This is a genomic window from Zavarzinia sp. (assembly GCF_041650655.1).
GTDB lineage: Bacteria > Pseudomonadota > Alphaproteobacteria > Zavarziniales > Zavarziniaceae > Zavarzinia.
In genome coordinates this window covers 1-17,114 of record NZ_JBAZKR010000003.1, presented here as the reverse complement: position 1 = coordinate 17,114, position 17,114 = coordinate 1, and the positions used below count along the sequence as shown (strand labels likewise).

The following is a 17,114-nucleotide window of genomic DNA, read 5'->3' as shown; positions in this document are numbered from 1 at the left end:
CTTCTCCAGTCGTCATGCCCGGGCTCGTCCCGGGCATCCACGCGAACACTGTCGGCGACGAGCGAACGTGGATGGCCGTGTCAAGCACGGCCATGACGGGTTCGGGGTGCGAGGATCGAAAGGGTCGAGGGGCCTACCCCTTGATGCCCAGGTCGGCCAGGCCCTGGTCGACCGAGACGCGCGGGCGGTAGCCGAGTTCGGCCGCCGCCTTGCCGCCCTTCAGGGTGCAGTCGCGGCACATCACCATGGCGGCGTGGCGGGTCAGGGGTGGCGCGTCCTTGAGGGCGAACAGGCGCCACACCGTCTCCAGCAGCGTCGCCGCGGCGAGCGCCAGCCAGCCGGGCATGGAGCGGTCGGGCAGGGCCAGCCCGGTCGCCGCCGCCATGCCGGAAATCATCGCGCGCATCGTGCGGCTGCCGTCGTCGAGGATGTAATAGGCCTCGCCCGGCCGCCCGTGATCGAGCGCCAGCACGATGGCATCGACCAGATTGTCGATATGGGTGGTCGAGGTCACCGCCCGGCCGCCGTCGAGCCAGACCCATTTGCCCGCCGCCGCCATCTCCCTGATCAGGGGCAGCAGGGTCTGGTCCCCCGGGCCCCAGATGAAGCGCGGGCGCAGCACGATCGTCTCGAAGCCGGTGGCGGGGGCGCTGGCCGCGCGCACCGCCATTTCGGCCAGCGCCTTGGTCCGGCAATAGGGATAGGGGCTGTCGGGCGCCAGCGACATCGTCTCGTCGGCGTCGCGCACATGCTGGCCGCGCACGACGGCGGCTTCGGTGCCGATGTGGACGAAGCGCCGCACCCCGGCAGCCCGGGCCGCCGCCAGCATGTTTTTCGTGCCGCCGACGTTGATCCGGTCCCAGGCGTCGCGCGGGCCCCAGGGTTCGACGAAGGCGGCGGCATGGACGACGGCGTCGCTGCCATCGAGATGGTGGGCCTCGACCCTTTCGAGGTCGGCGCGTACCGGCGTGCCCCCCAGGGCCTCGATCTTGCGGTCGCTCGCCTCGCTCCGCGACATGGCGACGACGCGGTGGCCCTCGTCGGCGAGGCGGCGGCAGGCGGCGCCGCCGACGAAGCCCGAAGCCCCGGTCACGAAGATCTGCACGGCTGCCTCCCGCCTCTGTGGCCGGGGCAGGATCGCCTCATTCGCCCCGGTCGTGCAATTCCTTCATGCGCCGCAGCGCCAGCACCGCCTGGGTCCGGCTGGCAACGCCGAGTTTGTGCAGCACGGCCGAGACATGGGCCTTCACCGTCGTCTCCGAGACCGAGAGGATATGGCCGATCTCCTTGTTCAGCCTGCCCTCGCCCAGGAGTTCGAGCACCCGCATCTGCTGCGGCGTGAGCGTGCCGATCTTGGCGAAGGGCTCGCCGGAGACGCGGCCCTTGGGCACCGGATTGGCGGCGGCGGCGACATGGGCGCGGTCGGGCGTGAAGATGCCGCCGGCCAGCACCAGCTCGATCGCCTGGCGGATCCGCTCGCGCCCCAGGGATTTCGGGATATAGCCGGCCGCGCCGCAGGACAGGCAGCGCGCCACCGTATCCTCGTCGGCGAGGCCGGAGACGATCACCACCGGCAGCTCGGGCCGCGCCTTGCGCAGCGCGATCAGGCCCGCCAGCCCGTCCATCCCCGGCATGCGGAGGTCGAGCAGGGCGAGATCGAAATCATCCTCGTCCCGCACGAGGTCGAGCACGCCCGGCAGATTGGCCGCCTCCACCACCAGCGCATCGGCCCGGACCGCCAATACGGCGCCCTGCAACGCCTCGCGGAACAGCGGGTGGTCGTCGGCGATCAGGACACGCAGCATGCCGTTCCTCCCTAGCCGTCGAGCAGCGCGGTCATCAAGGCCCGCAGTTTCGCCGGCTTGACCGGTTTGTAGAGGAGCCCGCAACGCTCCAGCCCGGCCACATTCTGTTGCAGTTCGGGGCTGCGGTCGGCGGTCAGCAGGGCTGCCGGCACCGCACCGCCCAGGCGGGCGCGAAGGGCGCCGATCGCCTGGATCCCCGTCTCGCCCCGATCGAGATGATAATCGGCCAGCACGATGTCCGGCGTGCGGCGGCCGGCCGCGGCCACGGCATCGCGCATGCCCCGCGCCACCATGACGTCGAAGGACCAGCCTTCGAGCAGGGCACGCATGCCGTCCAGGATCGCCTGCTCGTTGTCGATCACCAGGACCCGGGTGCCGGCGCGCGAGGCCGGCACCAGGAAGGGCATGGGCAGAGGCGCCGGTTCGGCCGGAACGGCGCGGGTGACCGGCAGCTCGACCGAGAAGACCGAGCCCCGCCCGGGCGCCGAGCGGACGGCGATCCGATGCCCCAGCAGGCGGGCGATGCGGCGCACGATGGAAAGCCCCAGGCCGAAGCCCATCGTGGTGCCGTCCGGCTGATCCAGGCGGCGGAATTCCTCGAAGATGTCTTCCAGCCGGTCGGGCGGAATGCCGATCCCGGTATCGCAGACGTCGAGCCGGATGGTGCCCCCGCGCCGCCGCCCGCCGACCAGGATGCGGCCCTGCCGGGTGTAGCGGATCGCGTTTGAAATCAGGTTCTGCAGGATCCGGCGAAGCAGCCGCGGATCGGTCCTGACCGCGACGCCGGGGGCGACCACCCGAAGCTCGATCCCCCGGGCGCGGGCGAGCGGCCCCATCTCTTCCACGAGGCCGGCCAGCAGCGGGCCGAGGGCGACCACCTTCTCCTCGACCGTGACGCGGCCGGCGTCGAATTTGGATATGTCCAGCAGAGTCGCCAGCAATTCCTCCACCGCGGTCAGGGAATTGTCCAGCTTGCGGGCCAGCACGGCACCTTGGGTGGAGAGCGGCTGGTCGGCCAGCGAGGCGACGAAGAGGCGGGCGGCATTGAGCGGCTGCAAGAGGTCGTGGCTGGCGTCAGCCAGGAATTTGGTCTTGGACAGATTGGCCCGCTCCGCCTCCTGCTTGGCCTGTTCGAGTTCGGCCGAGACGCGCTCGCGTTCCGCGATCTCGCTGCGCAGCGTGTGGTTCAGGGTGACCAGGCTCGCCGTCCGTTCGGCGACGCGGCGCTCCAGCATCTCGTTCGCCTCGGCCAGCAGGCGTTCGGCACGGCGCCGTTCGGTCACGTCCTGGATCAGGGTGAAGAAGCCGATCACGCTGCCGTCGTCGGCGATATGGGGGACATAGGTGGCGATGCCGAAGCGGCCCCGGTCGGGCAGGTCCAGCTCGAAAGTGGTGAAACGCCCGGCCAGGGCTTCCGCCATGCGGCCCCGGCGCGCGGCATATTCGCTGGGTGTCAGCACCTCGCCCACCGGGCGGCCGACCGGATCCAGGCCATTGGCGAAAGTCTCGCGGTAGGGCCGGTTGGTGAAGCGATAGACCTGGGCCGCATCGACATAGCAGATCATCGCCGGCATGGCGTCGGTCACCAGGCGGATGCGGCGTTCGCTGTCGCGGAGCGCCAGTTCGGCCTCCTTCCGGGTCGTCACGTCCTCGAAAGAACAGACGAAGCCGCCGTCCGGCATACGGTCGCGCTTGACCGCGAACCAGCGGCCCTGCCAAGCCCGCTCGTCGGCGGCCCCAGCCTCGGGGATCAGGGCGTCGGCCCCGCGGCGCCGATTGAAGCGGCGGAATTCCTCGAAGGTGGAGCCCGGCATGGCGAGCACCGGCGGCAGGTCGAGCAGGCGCCGGAAACGCTCGTTGGCATGGACCAGCATGCCCTTGGCGTCGAACACCGCGACGCCGAGCGACATGCTCTCGATCGTCGCCTGGAGGTGGAGGGAGCGTTCGGCCAGGGCCTGTTCCCGCTCCTCCGTCTCGGCCCGCTTCAGGTCGGTGATGTCGGTCAGCACCGAGGCGATGCCGCCCTCGGCCGACAGGCGGTCGTTCATCTGGACCCAACGGCCGTCGCGAAGCGCATGGATCGAGCGTGCGGCGACACCGGCCCGGACTTCGCTCCGCTCCACGAGGCGGCTGCGGATCCAGTCGGCCGCGAGATCCCCGGCCATGGCGATGTCGCCCGCCCGGAAGCTCTGGGTCAGCAGGTCATGATAGGTGATACCGGCCCGGATCCGCTCGCGCTGCGACGGCCAATAGTCGAGGAATTTCTGGTTGAACAGGATCAGCCGGTCGTCGCGGTCGAACAGGGCGAAGCCTTCCGACATCGAATTGATCGCGTCGTGCAGGCGGTTCTGTGCCGTCTGGCTGGCCATCATGGCGGCCGAAAGGTCGTTGTTGGTGCGTTCGAGCGAGCGCATCGCCTCGGTCAGCTCGTGGGTCCGCTCATTCACCTTGCGGTCGAGGTGGATCGCCGATTCGAAGAGCGAGAAGGCATTGGCGTGGAAGTCCAGGCTGCGCTCGACCCGCCCCATCAAGGCACGGTTGATCTCGGTCAGCTTGGCGATCCGGCGTTCGAGGTCGGCGATGCGGCGGCTCTCGCTCATGGCTCGCCGCCCCGGCCGAAGGCGATGCCGGTGAAGGTCTGGTTCACATGCATCATGCCGAATTGTTCGCCATAGGTGGAAAAGCCGGTCACCCGGTTCTCGGCGAAGAGGTTGGAGACGGTGCCGAGCAGTTGGCGCTGTTCCATTTCGAGGTAGCGGAACACGCAATCGAAGCCGAGCACGGCTTCGAGCGGGCCGACCGCCCGCTTCAGCCCGTCGAAGGTGTCGTTCAAGGTCGCAACGAGGTCGACCGAGCGGGCGACCGCCAGCACCAGCCCCTCGTCGATCGCGCAGAAGAAGGACAGGCTGCCGTCCGGATGCACGCGCTGGATCGAGCGGACATAATCGCGCCCGGCCGCCCGCACCACCAGCGGATGGGCGGCGAAGACGGCGGGAGAGAGGTCGGCCTCGCAGATGCCGACCAGGCGGGCGTATTCGGCGGCGGCCGGCTCGGCGTTGATTTCGGCCACCCGGCGGCGCGACGGATCGGCCCTGGTCACCACCAGCTTTTCGCTGGAGGCGACGAAATGCTGCGACTGGAAGAGCTGGAAGGGCAGGTCGGTCGAGATCAGGGTGACGATTGCCGCATCGCGCCGCGTGGCACCGTCCAGCACCACCTTGGTCTCGCGGAACATGAGGTCGTCCCCGGCCGAGCCGCCGACCAGGGGGATCGGCCCCAGGGCGTCGCCGAGGATGGAGACCACCCGCTCCTCGCTCATCGAGAGACCGTCGGAGACCAGGAGGGCGAAGGTCCCGCCGACCATCGGGCCCCCGTCCTCGTGGCGGCGGCGCATCTCATGCACCAGGCCGCGCCCGTCCTCGAAACTGAAGGCCGAGAGATTCTCGATCAGGCGGGGAGTGGCGCGGAAACGATCGGCCGAAAAGGCGATCGCGGTGACCGTGCCCGTGCGATAGCCGAAGGGCGTGATCTCGCCCGCCGTGGTACAGCCGACGACATGGACGCCGGGCCAGGTGGCCCCCAGGCCGACCGCGATCTCGGCCAAGTCGTGGGCGGGCGAACAGAAGAGCAGCAGCAGGGCGACCGGCGCGGGCCCCAGCGCCGCCGCGACCTCGGCCACGGCGAGGCCGACCGCGGTGGCATCGCTGGTGGCGCGGCGGATCGCCTCGCCTCCTGGCGCTGCCGCGGCGGCCCTCGTGCCTGCCTCCATCGCGTGATCTCCCGTCGGTACGGCGCCGATCATGGCGCCCGGGGCCTGAAGCCGTCTAGTGATCGAAAGTTCTATCGCCGTCCCGATGGTCGGCACGGGCATGCCGTGCCCCACCCCCAGCGCGGTTTCCGGCAAAGTGGAAACCGGCTTGCCGCAAGAAACCGCGCTATTCAAAGACATTTGAGCCGATTGCCGATTCTCTGAATCGGCAATCGGCTCTAGGATCCGCCCCCAAAGGGAGAAAACGGGGCGGTCATGCACGCGTACACGAAAAGAGCACCCACGATTCTGCTCGCCCTGGCCGCGCTCGGCGGTTGCGGCAAGCCGCCGCTGCATTACCAGGCAGGCCCGCCCGCGGCCCTGACCGGCGAATATCTGGTCGCCCACCCCGAGGACAGTTGCCGCCAGGCCCAGGCCCGCTGGTTCGAGCGAGCCGACCGCAACAAGGACGGTTTCGTCGATCTGGCCGAGGCCAAGGCGGACGGGCTGCAGTATTTCAAGGCGGCCGATGCCAACGGAGACGGCGTGGTGACGCCGGTCGAGCTGACCAACTACCGGAATTCGGTCTTCCCCAAGGAATATCTGGGCGCCCTGGCAGCACCCCAGCCGCCCGACAAGCCGCCGGTCAAGACGCCGGGTGGCACACCGATGCAGGACCCGGAACTGCGCCGCTACCTGCTGACCCCGATCACGGTCGATCCGGTCATGGCGGCCGATTCCAATGCCGACTTTCGCGTCACCCAGGACGAATTCGTTGCCAAGTTGACCGAGCGCGGCGCCAAGCTCGACAGCAATGGCGACGGCAAGCTGTCGCTCGAGGAAGTGGCCGCCGGCTGTCCTTGAGCGGACTCAGCCGCGCTTGCGTCCGGTGACCATGGCCCGCACCAGGTTTTCACCATGGCGCAGGCTGGCGAAGGCGACGCCCGCCAGATGCAGGCCGATGCAGCCGAGCAGGACGTTCGACAGGATCTTATGTGCCTCGATCACCGAATAGTCGCCGAAGAACGCGTCGGTGACCGACATCCAGCCCGTGACGGCCGTCGCCGCGATCAGAGCCATCAGCACGACGACCATGATGCCGCCGGCCGGATTGTGTCCGAGATAGCGCCGGCCGCGCCCCTGAAATTCCGCGATCAGGTAACGGAGGGCGAAACCGGGCGGCTGCAGGAAGTCGATGAAGCGGGCATGGCGCGGCCCGATCAGGCCCCAGATCAGGCGGAAGCCGACCAGGCCCAGGGCGGCGTAGCCGGCGACGCGGTGCAGGATCTCGCCGTCCTCGTCGAGCCAGACGATCGCCATGGCGGAAACAAGGGACCAGTGGAACAGACGGACCAGGGGATCCCAGACCGTCACCTCGCGAGGCGTGCCGTCGCTCATGAACGCTCTCATCCACAAAAAAAAGAGTGGCGGCCCCCGCACCCGCCGGGTAGGGCAGGGGGCGGATGTGGGGGCCGCGCATAGCATCCGGAAGGGGCAGTCACCGGATGCCAATTCTATCGAGGCAGATCAATAGGTCTTGGTCTTCACCACCTCACCGGTCCACGGGTTGACGTATAGCTCGACCTTCTTGCCGTCCGAGTCGGTTCCCTTGATCTCGTAGCAACCGTCCAGGCTGCCCAGAGACCTGATCTGATACCCTCGCCCTTCGATCGTCGCCCGGACCTCGGCTTCTGGCTTCTGCGTGCCCGAGCCGCTGCACAGGTCGGCGGCGGATACGCTGCCTGCGCCGAGCGACAGAAGAGCAAGAGCGAGGAACGCGGCTCTTGCCGGATGACGCATGAGGAACTCCTCGGTACGCTTCACCGGCGGGGAGAGAGGCACCACCGGCGATAGACCGATAATGGCGCCAAATGCTGACGCCTGCCTGACAGGCAGGGAGCGGGGTGGGAAAATGCGCATTCTGCTGGTCGAAGACGATGCCGACCTCGGCCCCATGGTGGCGGAAAACCTGCGCCGCGACGGCTTTGCCGTCGATCTCGCCGGCTCCGTCGCCGATGCCGCCGCCCTGGCCAAGGCGGGACGCTTCGACGCCGCGGTGATCGACCGCCGGCTGCCCGATGGCGAGGGCCTGAGCCTGGTGCCCCTGCTGCACCGCCTGCACCCCGGACTGCCCATCCTGGCGCTGACGGCGCGCAACCAGATCGAAGACCGGGTCATGGGCCTCAACGCCGGGGCGGACGACTATATGGGCAAACCCTTCGCGCAGTCCGAGCTGGTGGCGCGGCTGCACGCCCTGTTGCGCCGTCCGCGCGACAGCCTGACGCCCCGCCTGAGCCTCGGCAATCTCACCTATGACGCCACCAATGGGGAAGCCGCCGTCGCCGGCACGCCCCTGGTGCTGCCCCGGCGCGAACGCGCCCTGCTCGAAGTCCTGCTGCGCCGGGCCGGCCGAGTCGTGCAGAAGGAAGCGGCGCTGGACACGCTCTACGGCCTCGACGACGCGGTCGAGCCCAACGCATTGGAGGCCGTGGTCTCGCGCCTGCGCCGGCGTCTGATCGAAGCCGGGGCGGCAGCCGAGATCGTCACCGTCCGCGGCGTCGGCTATGTCCTGAACGAGAAAGCCTGATGGTCCGCAGCCTGAGCAGTCAGATCACCCGCTCGCTGGTCGCTGCCAGCGTGATCGCGCTCGCCGGCATCATCGTGGGCTTCACCGTCTCGGGCTACGCCGACCGCCGGAATCAAGTGACCGAATCGCTGCACCGCCTGGCCTCGGACTTGGCCGATGCGCTGACCGTGACACCCGACGGCCATCTCACCGTCGATCCTTCGGTCTCCACCTGGCGCGTCTCGCGGGCGGCCAACCCCGACATCGCCTATATCGTCCTCGATCCCCAGAACGACGAACTGATGCTGGGCTCCGACAGCGAACTGGCCAGCCAGCTCGGCAATGCCTGGCTGCACGAATGGCGCGAGAGCCTGTTCACCGTCGCCACTCCCAGCGGCCGCGAGATCGAAGGCGTGGCGACCACCATGTCGGTCGAAGATCGTCCGGTCAGGGTCATCGTGGGACGCCTCAGCAGGCCGGCCGTCGACCTTCTGGCCTGGCTCGGCGACGAAATCCTGGGCGAGATCCTGCCCTCGGTGCTGCCGGCGCTGGCCGCGTCGCTGGTCTTCGTCTGGCTCGCGGTCCGGCAGGCCACGACCCCGATCGCAGAAACCGTGCAGGCGCTCCGCCATCTCGATCCCACCCGGGGCGAAACCCGCCTCGACGTGCAGGCGGTGCCGCGCGAAATCCGCCCCCTGGTCACCGCGGTCAACGACGCCATGGCCCGCAGCGCCGCCGCCTTCGACCACGAACGGCGCTTCCTGGCCGATGCCGCCCACGAGTTGAAGACGCCGGTCGCCGTGCTCCGCGCACGGATCGACGGCATGACGCCGGGCGAGACGCGCGATCGGCTGGCGGCGGACGTCGACCGCGTCGGCCGCCTGATCGAGCGCCTTCTGTCCTCCGCCCGCTTCGACAGTGGTGCGATCCGCCGCCAGCTCTTCGATCTCGCCATGACCACGCGCAGCGTGGTCGCCGAACTAGCCCCGATGGTCATCGCCGCCGGGCGCGAGATCGCCTATGACGGTACCGATGGCGCCCTGCCCTTCGGCGGCGACGAGGCCGGCATCGCCGAGGCCCTGCGCAACATGATCTCCAACGCGCTGCGCTTCGCCCCGGTCGGCAGCACGATCGAGATCGCCCTCGAGAGCGGGGTCGACACCGTCGTGCTCGAAGTCCGCGACCGCGGCCCCGGCCTGCCGACCGGCCAGCCGGACGACCTGTTCAGCCCCTTCGTCACCACGGCGCCCAGCGGATCCGGCCACGCCGGCCTCGGCCTCGCCACCGTCGCCGCCGTGGCGCGCCGCCACAACGGGCGCTGCGACGCGCTGAACCGCGAGGGCGGCGGCGCCATCTTCCGCATGATCCTGCCCATCAGCCCCGCGGCCGTCGCTCCTGGTCTGGCCTGAGGGCCAGATCCGGATCGAGGTAGTGGCCGAGCACCGTGGCACGGTCGAGCCCGATGTCCGCGAGCAGGGCCTGATCGGCACCGAGCAGGAGGGCCATGGCCCGGCGGTGGTCCCGCCGGGCCTGCCACCGGGCACGGGCGGCGCCCAGGCCATGGCCCAGGCGGCGCAGCGCGGCAATGATCGTCGGGCGCGCGATACTGTGAACTTGATTGAACATTTCGAAGCTCCGTCCATTCGCTTCAGATGCCCAATTTTCCGAGAGTTTCAGTGCCTGGACAAAGCAGAAGCATTGACCTAACCTGTGAATCAAATTGACAGATTGGGCGTGCCATGGACCGCCTGCCGCTGAATTCCCTGCGCGCCTTCGAGGCGGCCGCGCGCCATCTCTCCCTGACCCGGGCGGCGGAGGAACTGCATCTCACCCATGGCGCGATCAGCCATCAGGTGCGGGCGCTCGAAGCCCTGATGGGCACCGCGCTGTTCCTGCGCCGGGGCCGCGGCGTCGTCCTGTCGGAGGCAGGGCAGCATCTGGCCGGCACGCTGACCGCGGCCTTCGGCCAGATCGACCAGGCGATGCAGTCGGTGCGCCGCCAGGCCGCCGGCTCGCTCACCGTCTCGGTGCTCACCTCTTTCGCGGCGCGCTGGCTGGTGCCGCGGCTGGAGCGGTTTCACGAAGCGCATCCCGAGATCGTGCTGAACCTGCAGACCAGCCGGCAACTGGCCGACCTCCGGCGCGACGGCATCGACCTCGCGGTCCGGGCCGGGCGCGGCGCCTATCCCGGGCTCGACACCCGCTTCCTGATGAGCGAGGACCTCTACCTGGTCGCCTCCCCCCGCCTTGCCGGGGGCCTGCCGAAGACCTTGGACGATCTCCGCCGCTACACGCTGCTGCGCGATTCCTTCGACGATTGGGAAATGTGGTGCAAGGCGGCCGGGGTCGACATCAAGACCCTGAAATTCGGCACCGCGATCCAGGATTCGGCCGTGCTGCTGGATCTCGTCGCGGGCGGCGGGGCGATCGCCTTGGCGCGCAGCGTGCTCGCCGCCTCCGACCTCGCCACCGGGCGCCTGGTCCGCCTGTTCGACGTCCAGGTGCCGCGGGTCTTCTCCTATTGGACGGTGACCCTGCCGGAGCGGCGAGACGAGCCGGCGATCAGTCGTTTCCGCGCCTGGCTGGAGGCCGAGGCGGCGGCCTTCGAGGCCACCGCGCTCGTCTGATCAGGCGGGACGGTCAGCGGGCCGCGACGACCTGGATCTCGACCGTGTATTGGGGCGCCGCCAGCTTGGCTTCGATGGTGGCGCGGGCCGGCGTCTGGCCGGGCACGACCCAGGCTTCCCAGACCTTGTTCATCTCGCCGAAGGTGCCGATGTCGGCCAGATAGATGTTGGCCGAGAGGATCTTGGTCTTGTCGGTGCCGGCGCGGGCCAGCAGGGCGTCGATCTGGCCCAGAATCTCGTGCGTCTGCTCGGTCACCGAGGAACCGGCCTTGGTCTCGGCCACCTGGCCGGCGAGATAGACGAGCGAGCCATAGGCGACGCCCTGCGACATGCGCGGGCCGGGATCGAGGCGTTCGATGGTCATGATGCAACCCCTTGCGTTGGACCTGCGCCTTGTGCCGCGACCGCGCCGCCTTGTCCAGGGGGCCCGATGTGCCAATATGACTCTCCAAGGGGCAAGAAGAAGCAGACGCGGGAGGCACGACCATGGCCGATGGCGCCACTGTTCCATCCGCCGTCACCCTGGACGACAAATACCGGCGGCGGGACGGCCGCATCTATCTGAACGGCATGCAGGCGCTGGTGCGCCTGGCGCTCGAACAGCATCGCCGCGACGTGGAAGCCGGGCTCGACACCGCGGGCTTCGTCTCGGGCTACCGCGGCTCGCCGCTCGGCGGTTTCGACCTCGAACTCGGCCGGGCCAAGGCGTGGCTCGATGCCGAGAAGATCCATTTCCAGCCGGGCGTGAACGAGGACCTGGCGGCGACCGCGATCTGGGGCACGCAGCAGATCGCCCTCGGCAAGACACCGACGGTCGACGGCGTCTTCGGCCTCTGGTACGGCAAGGGCCCCGGGGTCGACCGCACGGGCGACGTCTTCAAGCACGCCAATCTGGCCGGTACCGCGCCCCGGGGCGGCGTGCTGGCGATCGCCGGCGACGACCATACCTGCAAATCGTCGACCACCGCGCATCAGACCGAATATGCCTTCGTCGATGCCATGATCCCCGTGCTGGCCCCCGCCAGCTTGGCCGAGATCATCGATCTGGGTCTCGCCGGCATCGCCCTGTCGCGCTTTTCGGGAACCTGGGCGGCGCTCAAGCTGATCGCCGAGATCGCCGACACCTCGGCGACGATCGAGGCCGCCCCCGCTTATCCCGGCTTCGTCACCCCGGCCGATTTCACCCCGCCGCCCGACGGGCTGCACATCCGCTGGCCCGACACGGCGCAAGCCCAGGAAGCCCGCCTGCATCTGGCCAAGCTGCCGGCCGTGCTCGCCTTCGCCCGGGCCAACCGGCTGAACCGCACGGTGGAGCGGCCGGCGGGTGCCCGTCTCGGCATCGTCACCGCGGGCAAGGCTTGCGGCGACCTGCTGGAAGCCTTCCGCATGCTCGGCCTCGACGCGGGCCGGCGGGTCGAACTCGGCATCGCGATCTACAAGGTGGCGCTGGTCTGGCCGCTGGAACCCCAGGGCCTGGCCGAATTCGCCGAAGGCCTCGAGGAGATCCTGGTGGTGGAGGAGAAGCGGCCGCTGATCGAGGATCAGGTCAAGGCCCTGCTCTACGGCCGTGCCACCCCGCGCGTCACCGGCAAGCACGACCTCGAGGGTCGCGTCCTGCTGAAATCGCACGACGAGATTTCGCCCGCCGAAGTAGCCGCGGCGCTGGCCCGCCGCCTGGCCGCGCTGACCGGCGACGGGGCCTGGGATTCGACCGCGGCGCGGATCGCCGGGCGCAACCTGCCCGAACCGGCGCCGGCCAAGCGGACCCCCTATTTCTGCTCCGGCTGCCCGCACAACACCTCGACCGTGGTGCCTGCGGGCAGCCATGCCCATGCCGGCATCGGCTGCCACTACATGGCGACCTGGATGGACCGTTCGACCGAAACCTTCACCCATATGGGCGGCGAAGGGGCCAATTGGATCGGCATGGCGCCCTTCGTCGAGACGAAGCACATCTTCCAGAACCTGGGCGACGGCACCTATTTCCATTCGGGCCTGCTCGCGCTCCGTGCCGCCGTCGCGGCCAAGGTGCCGATCACCTACAAGATCCTGTACAACGATGCCGTCGCCATGACCGGCGGCCAGCATCACGACGGCCCGCTCTCCCCCGCCATCATCGCGGCCCAGGTGCGCGCCGAGGGGGTACAGCGGATCGCCCTGGTGGCGGAAGACGTGAGCCGTCACAAGCCGGCCGACTTCCCGCCCGGCGTGACCTTCCACGACCGTTCGGCGCTGGATGCCGTGCAGCGCGAACTGCGCGAGATCCCGGGTGTTACCGCGCTGATCTACGACCAGGCCTGTGCCGCCGAGAAGCGGCGGCGGCGGAAACGCGGCCAATTGGCCGATCCCTTGCGCCGCGTCGTCATCAACGAGGCGGTGTGCGAGGGCTGCGGCGACTGCGGCAAACAGTCGAACTGCCTCTCGATCGTGCCGGTGGAGACCGAATTCGGCCGCAAGCGCCAGATCGACCAGGCGTCCTGCAACAAGGATTATTCCTGCCTGAAGGGCTTCTGCCCGGCCATGGTGACGGTCGACGGCGCCGCCCTGAAGACACCGCATCCGAAAGGCGGCGACCTGCCCGATACCGGCCGCCTGCCCACACCGGCCCGCGCCCCCCTGCCCTGGGCCGGGCTCGCCCTCGGCATCGGCGGTACCGGCATCGTCACGCTGGGTGCCCTGGTCGCCATGGCGGCCCATCTCGAAGGGCTGGCGGCGAGCGTGCTGGACCAGACCGGCCTCGCCCAGAAGGGCGGCGCGGTGACCAGCCACCTGCGTATCGCCCGGACACCCGCCGACATCGCCGCCGTGCGCCTGCCGCCCGACGGCGCCGACCTGATCCTCGGCTGCGACGTCGTGGTGGCGGCGGGGGTCGACGCCCGGCTCCGCATGCGCCAGGACCATACCGCCGCCGTGGTCAACAGCCACGAAGGCTCGATCGCCGAATTCACCCATGACGCCGAAGTGCGCCTGCCCCTGGCCGCCCTGCTCCGCCAGATCGCCGATGCCTGCGGCACCGCCCCGGTCACCGCGGTCGACGCCAGCCGGATGGCGACCGAGCTTTCGGGCGATGCCCTGGCGACCAATCTGTTCCTGCTCGGCATCGCCTGCCAGCAGGGCCTGCTGCCGCTCGCCCCTGCGTCCATAGAAGCGGCGATCGCCCTGAACAGGACAGCCGCGGCCGAGAATACGCGGGCCTTCCGCTGGGGCCGCCTGTTCGTGGTCGATCCCGCATCCGTCGAAGGCGCGGCCCGTTCGGTCGAGGGCGCGGCACTGCCCGCGCATCACCGCCTGTCGGCCACGCTGGACGAATTCGTGACCCGCCGCGTCGCCGAACTGACCCGCTATCAGGACGCCGCCTATGCCGCCCGCTACCGGGCCGCGGTCGATGCGCTCCGCGCGGCCGAGACGCTGCTCGTCCCGGGCCGGGAGGAACTGGCGCGAGCGGCGGCCGACGGGTTGTTCCGCCTGATGGCCTATAAGGACGAATACGAAGTCGCCCGGCTCCAGGCGGACGGCGCCTTCGCCCGCCAGATCGCCGGCATGTTCGGGCCCGGTGCCCGCGTCTCGCTTCACCTGGCGCCGCCGCTCACCGCGCGCCTGGACCCGGCGACGGGACGGCCGGCGAAACATGCCTTCGGCCCCTGGATGTTCCGCGCCCTCGGCCTGCTGAGACATTTGAAGTTCCTGCGCGGCACCGCCCTCGACCCGTTCGGGCGCACCGCCGAACGGCGAGCCGAGCGGGCCTGGCGGAACGATTACCTGGCGCTCGCGGTCGAGATCGCCCGCGACCTGTCGCCCGCGAACCATGGCACCGCCGTGGCGCTCATGGCGCTGCCGGCCAGGATTCGCGGCTTCGGCCCGGTCAAGGCGGCGGCGCTGGCCGAAGCGGCGGCGGCGCGGACCCGCCTGCTGGCCGACTTCCGCGGCGGTGACCCGCCCGGTACCCTGGCACGCGCGGCGGAGTGATCGCCGCCCCGTCGCGTGACTGCCGTCACTGACCGTGCACGAACGATCGATAGGATGACGATACCGACCGGCGGTGCCGGCGGCCTTTCGACAATTCGGCTGATTCAGCGATGGAGGGCACCATGGCGCGCGGTATCATTTTGGGTTCGGTGACCAATTCGGTGGGCGACCCGATGTCGGGCGACGTCTCGCTGAGCAGCATCCGGGGCGGCGACAGCAACGGCATCCTGGTTCAATATTCGGTGCCGATGATCGAGCAGAAGGTCGGCTCCTGGCCCTTCGACACCAAGGTCAAGGTGGCCTCGCGGAAGCTCGTCGCCGGCTGCTTCGCCATTCCCTTCTCCTGGCCGACCACGCCGGACAATCTGGCCCGCGCCGCCGCCGTCGACCTGCTCGACGTCAAGGTGACGGTGATGGACGAGTCCAGCAACTACAAGACGTTCTGGGGCAAGGCGGCCAAGGTGATCGACGGCGTGCAATTCGTGAACAACGTCAAGGCCGGCAAGGTCATGATGTCGGGATCGCCCGAGGACATCCTGAAATCGCTGAAACCCGACCTGAAGAAGGCGATCAAGGGCGACGAGCTCGACCAGATCCCCTATACGCTGCTCTCGGTCGACCAGATCGCGATCCTCGGCCTGATGCCCGGCCTCCAGTTCTGAGCGCACGGGCGCTTGAACGGCCGGTGCGGTGGCACCATTCTGGCGCCCCAGCCCGGCAGACAGGTGCCCCATGCGCAATTTTCCCGCCGCCTATCAGGCCGGCAAGGGTTCCGCCCTCGCCGTCGACCGCGACTTCTACCGCCGCGTGGCCGAGGCGCCGGGCCGCGAGATGGTCGAGAGCTTCGAGATCGGGGTCCGCACCGGTCGGGCCTGGAAGGTGCCGGCGGGCCACGTCTGCCGCATCGTCACGACCAGCGGGCCGCAGGTCGGCGACCTCAACATCTGGAACGCGGAAAACCCGCGCGAGCGTTTCTGGGCCGCGCGCACGCGCCAGCTCCAGGCCGCCCATGTCACCACTTTCGACCGCCTGTGGTCCTGCCTGCCCTATCTCCGCCCGCTGGCGACGATCACGGCAGATTCGCTCGCCGGCTACGGCGTCGACGAATATGGCGGGCGGGTGCACGACCTCCTGGGCACGCGCTGCGATCCTTACGTGAACCGGCTGCTGACGGGCGAGGATTTCCACTTCCACTGCCATTCCAACCTGTGCCGGGCGGTGCTGCCCCATGGGCTCACCGAATTCGACGTGCACGACGTGCTGAACGTCTTCCAATGCACGGGGCTCAACCAGGACGACAAATATTTCATGCGCGACTGCCCGGCGAAACCGGGCGACTTCCTGGAGATCTTCGCCGAGATCGACCTGCTCTGCGCCCTTTCGACCTGTCCGGGCGGCGACCTCTCGGTGCCGCTGTGGGGGCCGGAGGCGCGCGATCCGATCGACGTCTGCCGTCCGCTCGGGATCGAGGTCTGGCGCCTCGACCCCGCGGTGCTGGAGGGCTGGGCCCCGCCGCCCGTGGCCGCCTATCGCGGCAACCACGGTCTGACGCCGCCGAAGGGGGCCTGGGAAGCTTAAGCCTTCGCCGGCACTTGGGCGCCGTAGTGGTTGGCGATCACCGAGACGATCACGAGCTGCAGGAAGTGGTAGAGCATGATCGGGGCAATGATCAGGCCGAGCGCCGGTGTCACCCCGAAGATCACGCCGGCGAGCGGCACCCCGGTGGCCAGCGATTTCTTCGAGCCGCAGAAGAGGGCGGCGATCCGATCCTCCCGGTTGAAGCCGAGGAGGCGGCACGGGATCATGAGGAGGCCGTAGACCACGGCGAAGAGGGCGACGGCACCCACCGCGATCTCGACCAGGAGCAGCGGGTCATGGGCGCTCCAGATCCCTTCGGCGACGGAATCCGAGAAGGAATTGTAGACGATCGACAGGATCACCGCCCGGTCGAGGATCTTGATCGCCTTGGCATGGCGATGCGCCCAGGCGCGTAGCGGCTTGTGCAGCAATTGGCCGAGCAGGGTCGGCACCAGCACCAGGAGCACGACCTTCAGGATGACCTGGCCGAGCGGCAGGCTGGGCGCGCCGGAGCGGGCCAGGAACCAGGCCATCAGGGCGGGCGTCGCGAAGACGCCGATCAGGCTGGACAGGCTGGCGTTGAACAGGGCGCCCGGGACATTGCCCTTGGCGATCGAGGTCATCGCGACCGAGGACGACACGGTCGACGGCAGAGCCGCGATATAGAAGAAGCCGATCCAGACTTCCGGCGGCAGCAGCGGCCGGACGACCGGCCCTGCGGCGAGCACGACGAGCGGGAAGAGCACGAAAGTGCCGAGCACGACGACCAAGTGGAGCCGCCACTGCATCAGGCCGGCGCGCATCTTCTCGGGCGCCAGCGACAG

16 protein-coding genes are annotated in these 17,114 nt (G+C 69.3%); 7 read left to right on the top strand and 9 right to left on the bottom strand.

Annotation, left to right across the window (positions count from 1 at the left end; genetic code table 11):
* Positions 1–133: 133 nt before the first annotated feature.
* Genes WC493_RS01120 through nosP form a run of 4 tightly spaced genes read right to left on the bottom strand, consistent with a single transcriptional unit; the run spans position 134 to position 5,574 of the window.
* Entirely contained in the window at positions 134–1,105 is a 972-nt protein-coding gene (locus WC493_RS01120) for an NAD-dependent epimerase/dehydratase family protein (protein WP_373061634.1), read from the bottom strand.
* A 37-nt stretch (positions 1,106–1,142) separates the two neighbouring features.
* A complete protein-coding gene (locus WC493_RS01115) occupies positions 1,143–1,805 on the bottom strand; it encodes a response regulator (protein ID WP_373061632.1) in 663 nt (220 codons plus the stop codon).
* A gap of 11 nt (positions 1,806–1,816) precedes the next feature.
* Positions 1,817–4,405, bottom strand: a complete 2,589-nt coding sequence (locus WC493_RS01110) for a NahK/ErcS family hybrid sensor histidine kinase/response regulator (RefSeq protein ID WP_373061630.1) — start codon at positions 4,403–4,405, stop codon at positions 1,817–1,819.
* Positions 4,402–5,574 (bottom strand): nitric oxide-sensing protein NosP, encoded by a 1,173-nt coding sequence (gene nosP, locus WC493_RS01105; protein ID WP_373061628.1) that lies wholly within the window; start codon positions 5,572–5,574, stop codon positions 4,402–4,404. Before nosP ends, WC493_RS01110 begins: the two co-directional genes overlap by 4 nt.
* A gap of 255 nt (positions 5,575–5,829) precedes the next feature.
* Here nosP and WC493_RS01100 point away from each other — a divergent pair, with 255 nt between their 5' ends.
* On the top strand, positions 5,830–6,417 hold the full coding sequence (locus WC493_RS01100; protein WP_373061624.1) for an EF-hand domain-containing protein: 588 nt from the start codon (positions 5,830–5,832) through the stop codon (positions 6,415–6,417).
* Positions 6,418–6,423: 6 nt separating this feature from the next.
* On the opposite strand, the gene WC493_RS01095 is transcribed toward WC493_RS01100, so the two are convergent.
* Entirely contained in the window at positions 6,424–6,951 is a 528-nt protein-coding gene (locus tag WC493_RS01095) for a cytochrome b/b6 domain-containing protein (protein ID WP_373061622.1), read from the bottom strand.
* A 129-nt stretch (positions 6,952–7,080) separates the two neighbouring features.
* Positions 7,081–7,353 carry a PepSY domain-containing protein gene (locus tag WC493_RS01090; protein ID WP_373061619.1) on the bottom strand — a complete coding sequence of 91 codons (273 nt, stop codon included), beginning with the start codon at positions 7,351–7,353 and terminating at the stop codon, positions 7,081–7,083.
* 112 nt (positions 7,354–7,465) lie between these two features.
* Between WC493_RS01090 and WC493_RS01085 the strand changes: the two genes are divergently transcribed.
* Positions 7,466–8,140 carry a response regulator transcription factor gene (locus WC493_RS01085; RefSeq protein WP_373061617.1) on the top strand — a complete coding sequence of 225 codons (675 nt, stop codon included), beginning with the start codon at positions 7,466–7,468 and terminating at the stop codon, positions 8,138–8,140.
* Complete coding sequence (locus WC493_RS01080) at positions 8,140–9,528, top strand: sensor histidine kinase (RefSeq protein ID WP_373061615.1); 1,389 nt, start codon at positions 8,140–8,142, stop codon at positions 9,526–9,528. Before WC493_RS01085 ends, WC493_RS01080 begins: the two co-directional genes overlap by 1 nt.
* Here the strand turns inward: WC493_RS01080 and WC493_RS01075 are convergent.
* On the bottom strand, positions 9,494–9,745 hold the full coding sequence (locus tag WC493_RS01075) for a hypothetical protein (protein WP_373061613.1): 252 nt from the start codon (positions 9,743–9,745) through the stop codon (positions 9,494–9,496). The two genes, WC493_RS01080 and WC493_RS01075, sit on opposite strands and share 35 nt — an antisense overlap.
* Before the next feature lie 113 nt (positions 9,746–9,858).
* Here WC493_RS01075 and gcvA point away from each other — a divergent pair, with 113 nt between their 5' ends.
* On the top strand, positions 9,859–10,746 hold the full coding sequence (gene gcvA / locus WC493_RS01070) for a transcriptional regulator GcvA (protein WP_373061611.1): 888 nt from the start codon (positions 9,859–9,861) through the stop codon (positions 10,744–10,746).
* 13 nt (positions 10,747–10,759) lie between these two features.
* Here the strand turns inward: gcvA and WC493_RS01065 are convergent, their stop codons facing one another.
* Positions 10,760–11,110 carry a RidA family protein gene (locus WC493_RS01065; RefSeq protein ID WP_373061609.1) on the bottom strand — a complete coding sequence of 117 codons (351 nt, stop codon included), beginning with the start codon at positions 11,108–11,110 and terminating at the stop codon, positions 10,760–10,762.
* A gap of 122 nt (positions 11,111–11,232) precedes the next feature.
* On the opposite strand from WC493_RS01065, the gene WC493_RS01060 reads away from it, so the two are divergent.
* From WC493_RS01060 to WC493_RS01050, 3 genes are all read left to right on the top strand, one after another.
* Positions 11,233–14,712 carry an indolepyruvate ferredoxin oxidoreductase family protein gene (locus WC493_RS01060; protein ID WP_373061607.1) on the top strand — a complete coding sequence of 1,160 codons (3,480 nt, stop codon included), beginning with the start codon at positions 11,233–11,235 and terminating at the stop codon, positions 14,710–14,712.
* 122 nt (positions 14,713–14,834) lie between these two features.
* Complete coding sequence (locus tag WC493_RS01055) at positions 14,835–15,374, top strand: hypothetical protein (protein WP_373061605.1); 540 nt, start codon at positions 14,835–14,837, stop codon at positions 15,372–15,374.
* A gap of 70 nt (positions 15,375–15,444) precedes the next feature.
* Entirely contained in the window at positions 15,445–16,290 is an 846-nt protein-coding gene (locus WC493_RS01050; protein ID WP_373061603.1) for an urea carboxylase-associated family protein, read from the top strand.
* Here the strand turns inward: WC493_RS01050 and WC493_RS01045 are convergent.
* The coding region (locus WC493_RS01045) for a bile acid:sodium symporter family protein (protein ID WP_373061601.1) at positions 16,287–17,114 on the bottom strand (828 nt) is incomplete at its 5' end. The two genes, WC493_RS01050 and WC493_RS01045, sit on opposite strands and share 4 nt — an antisense overlap.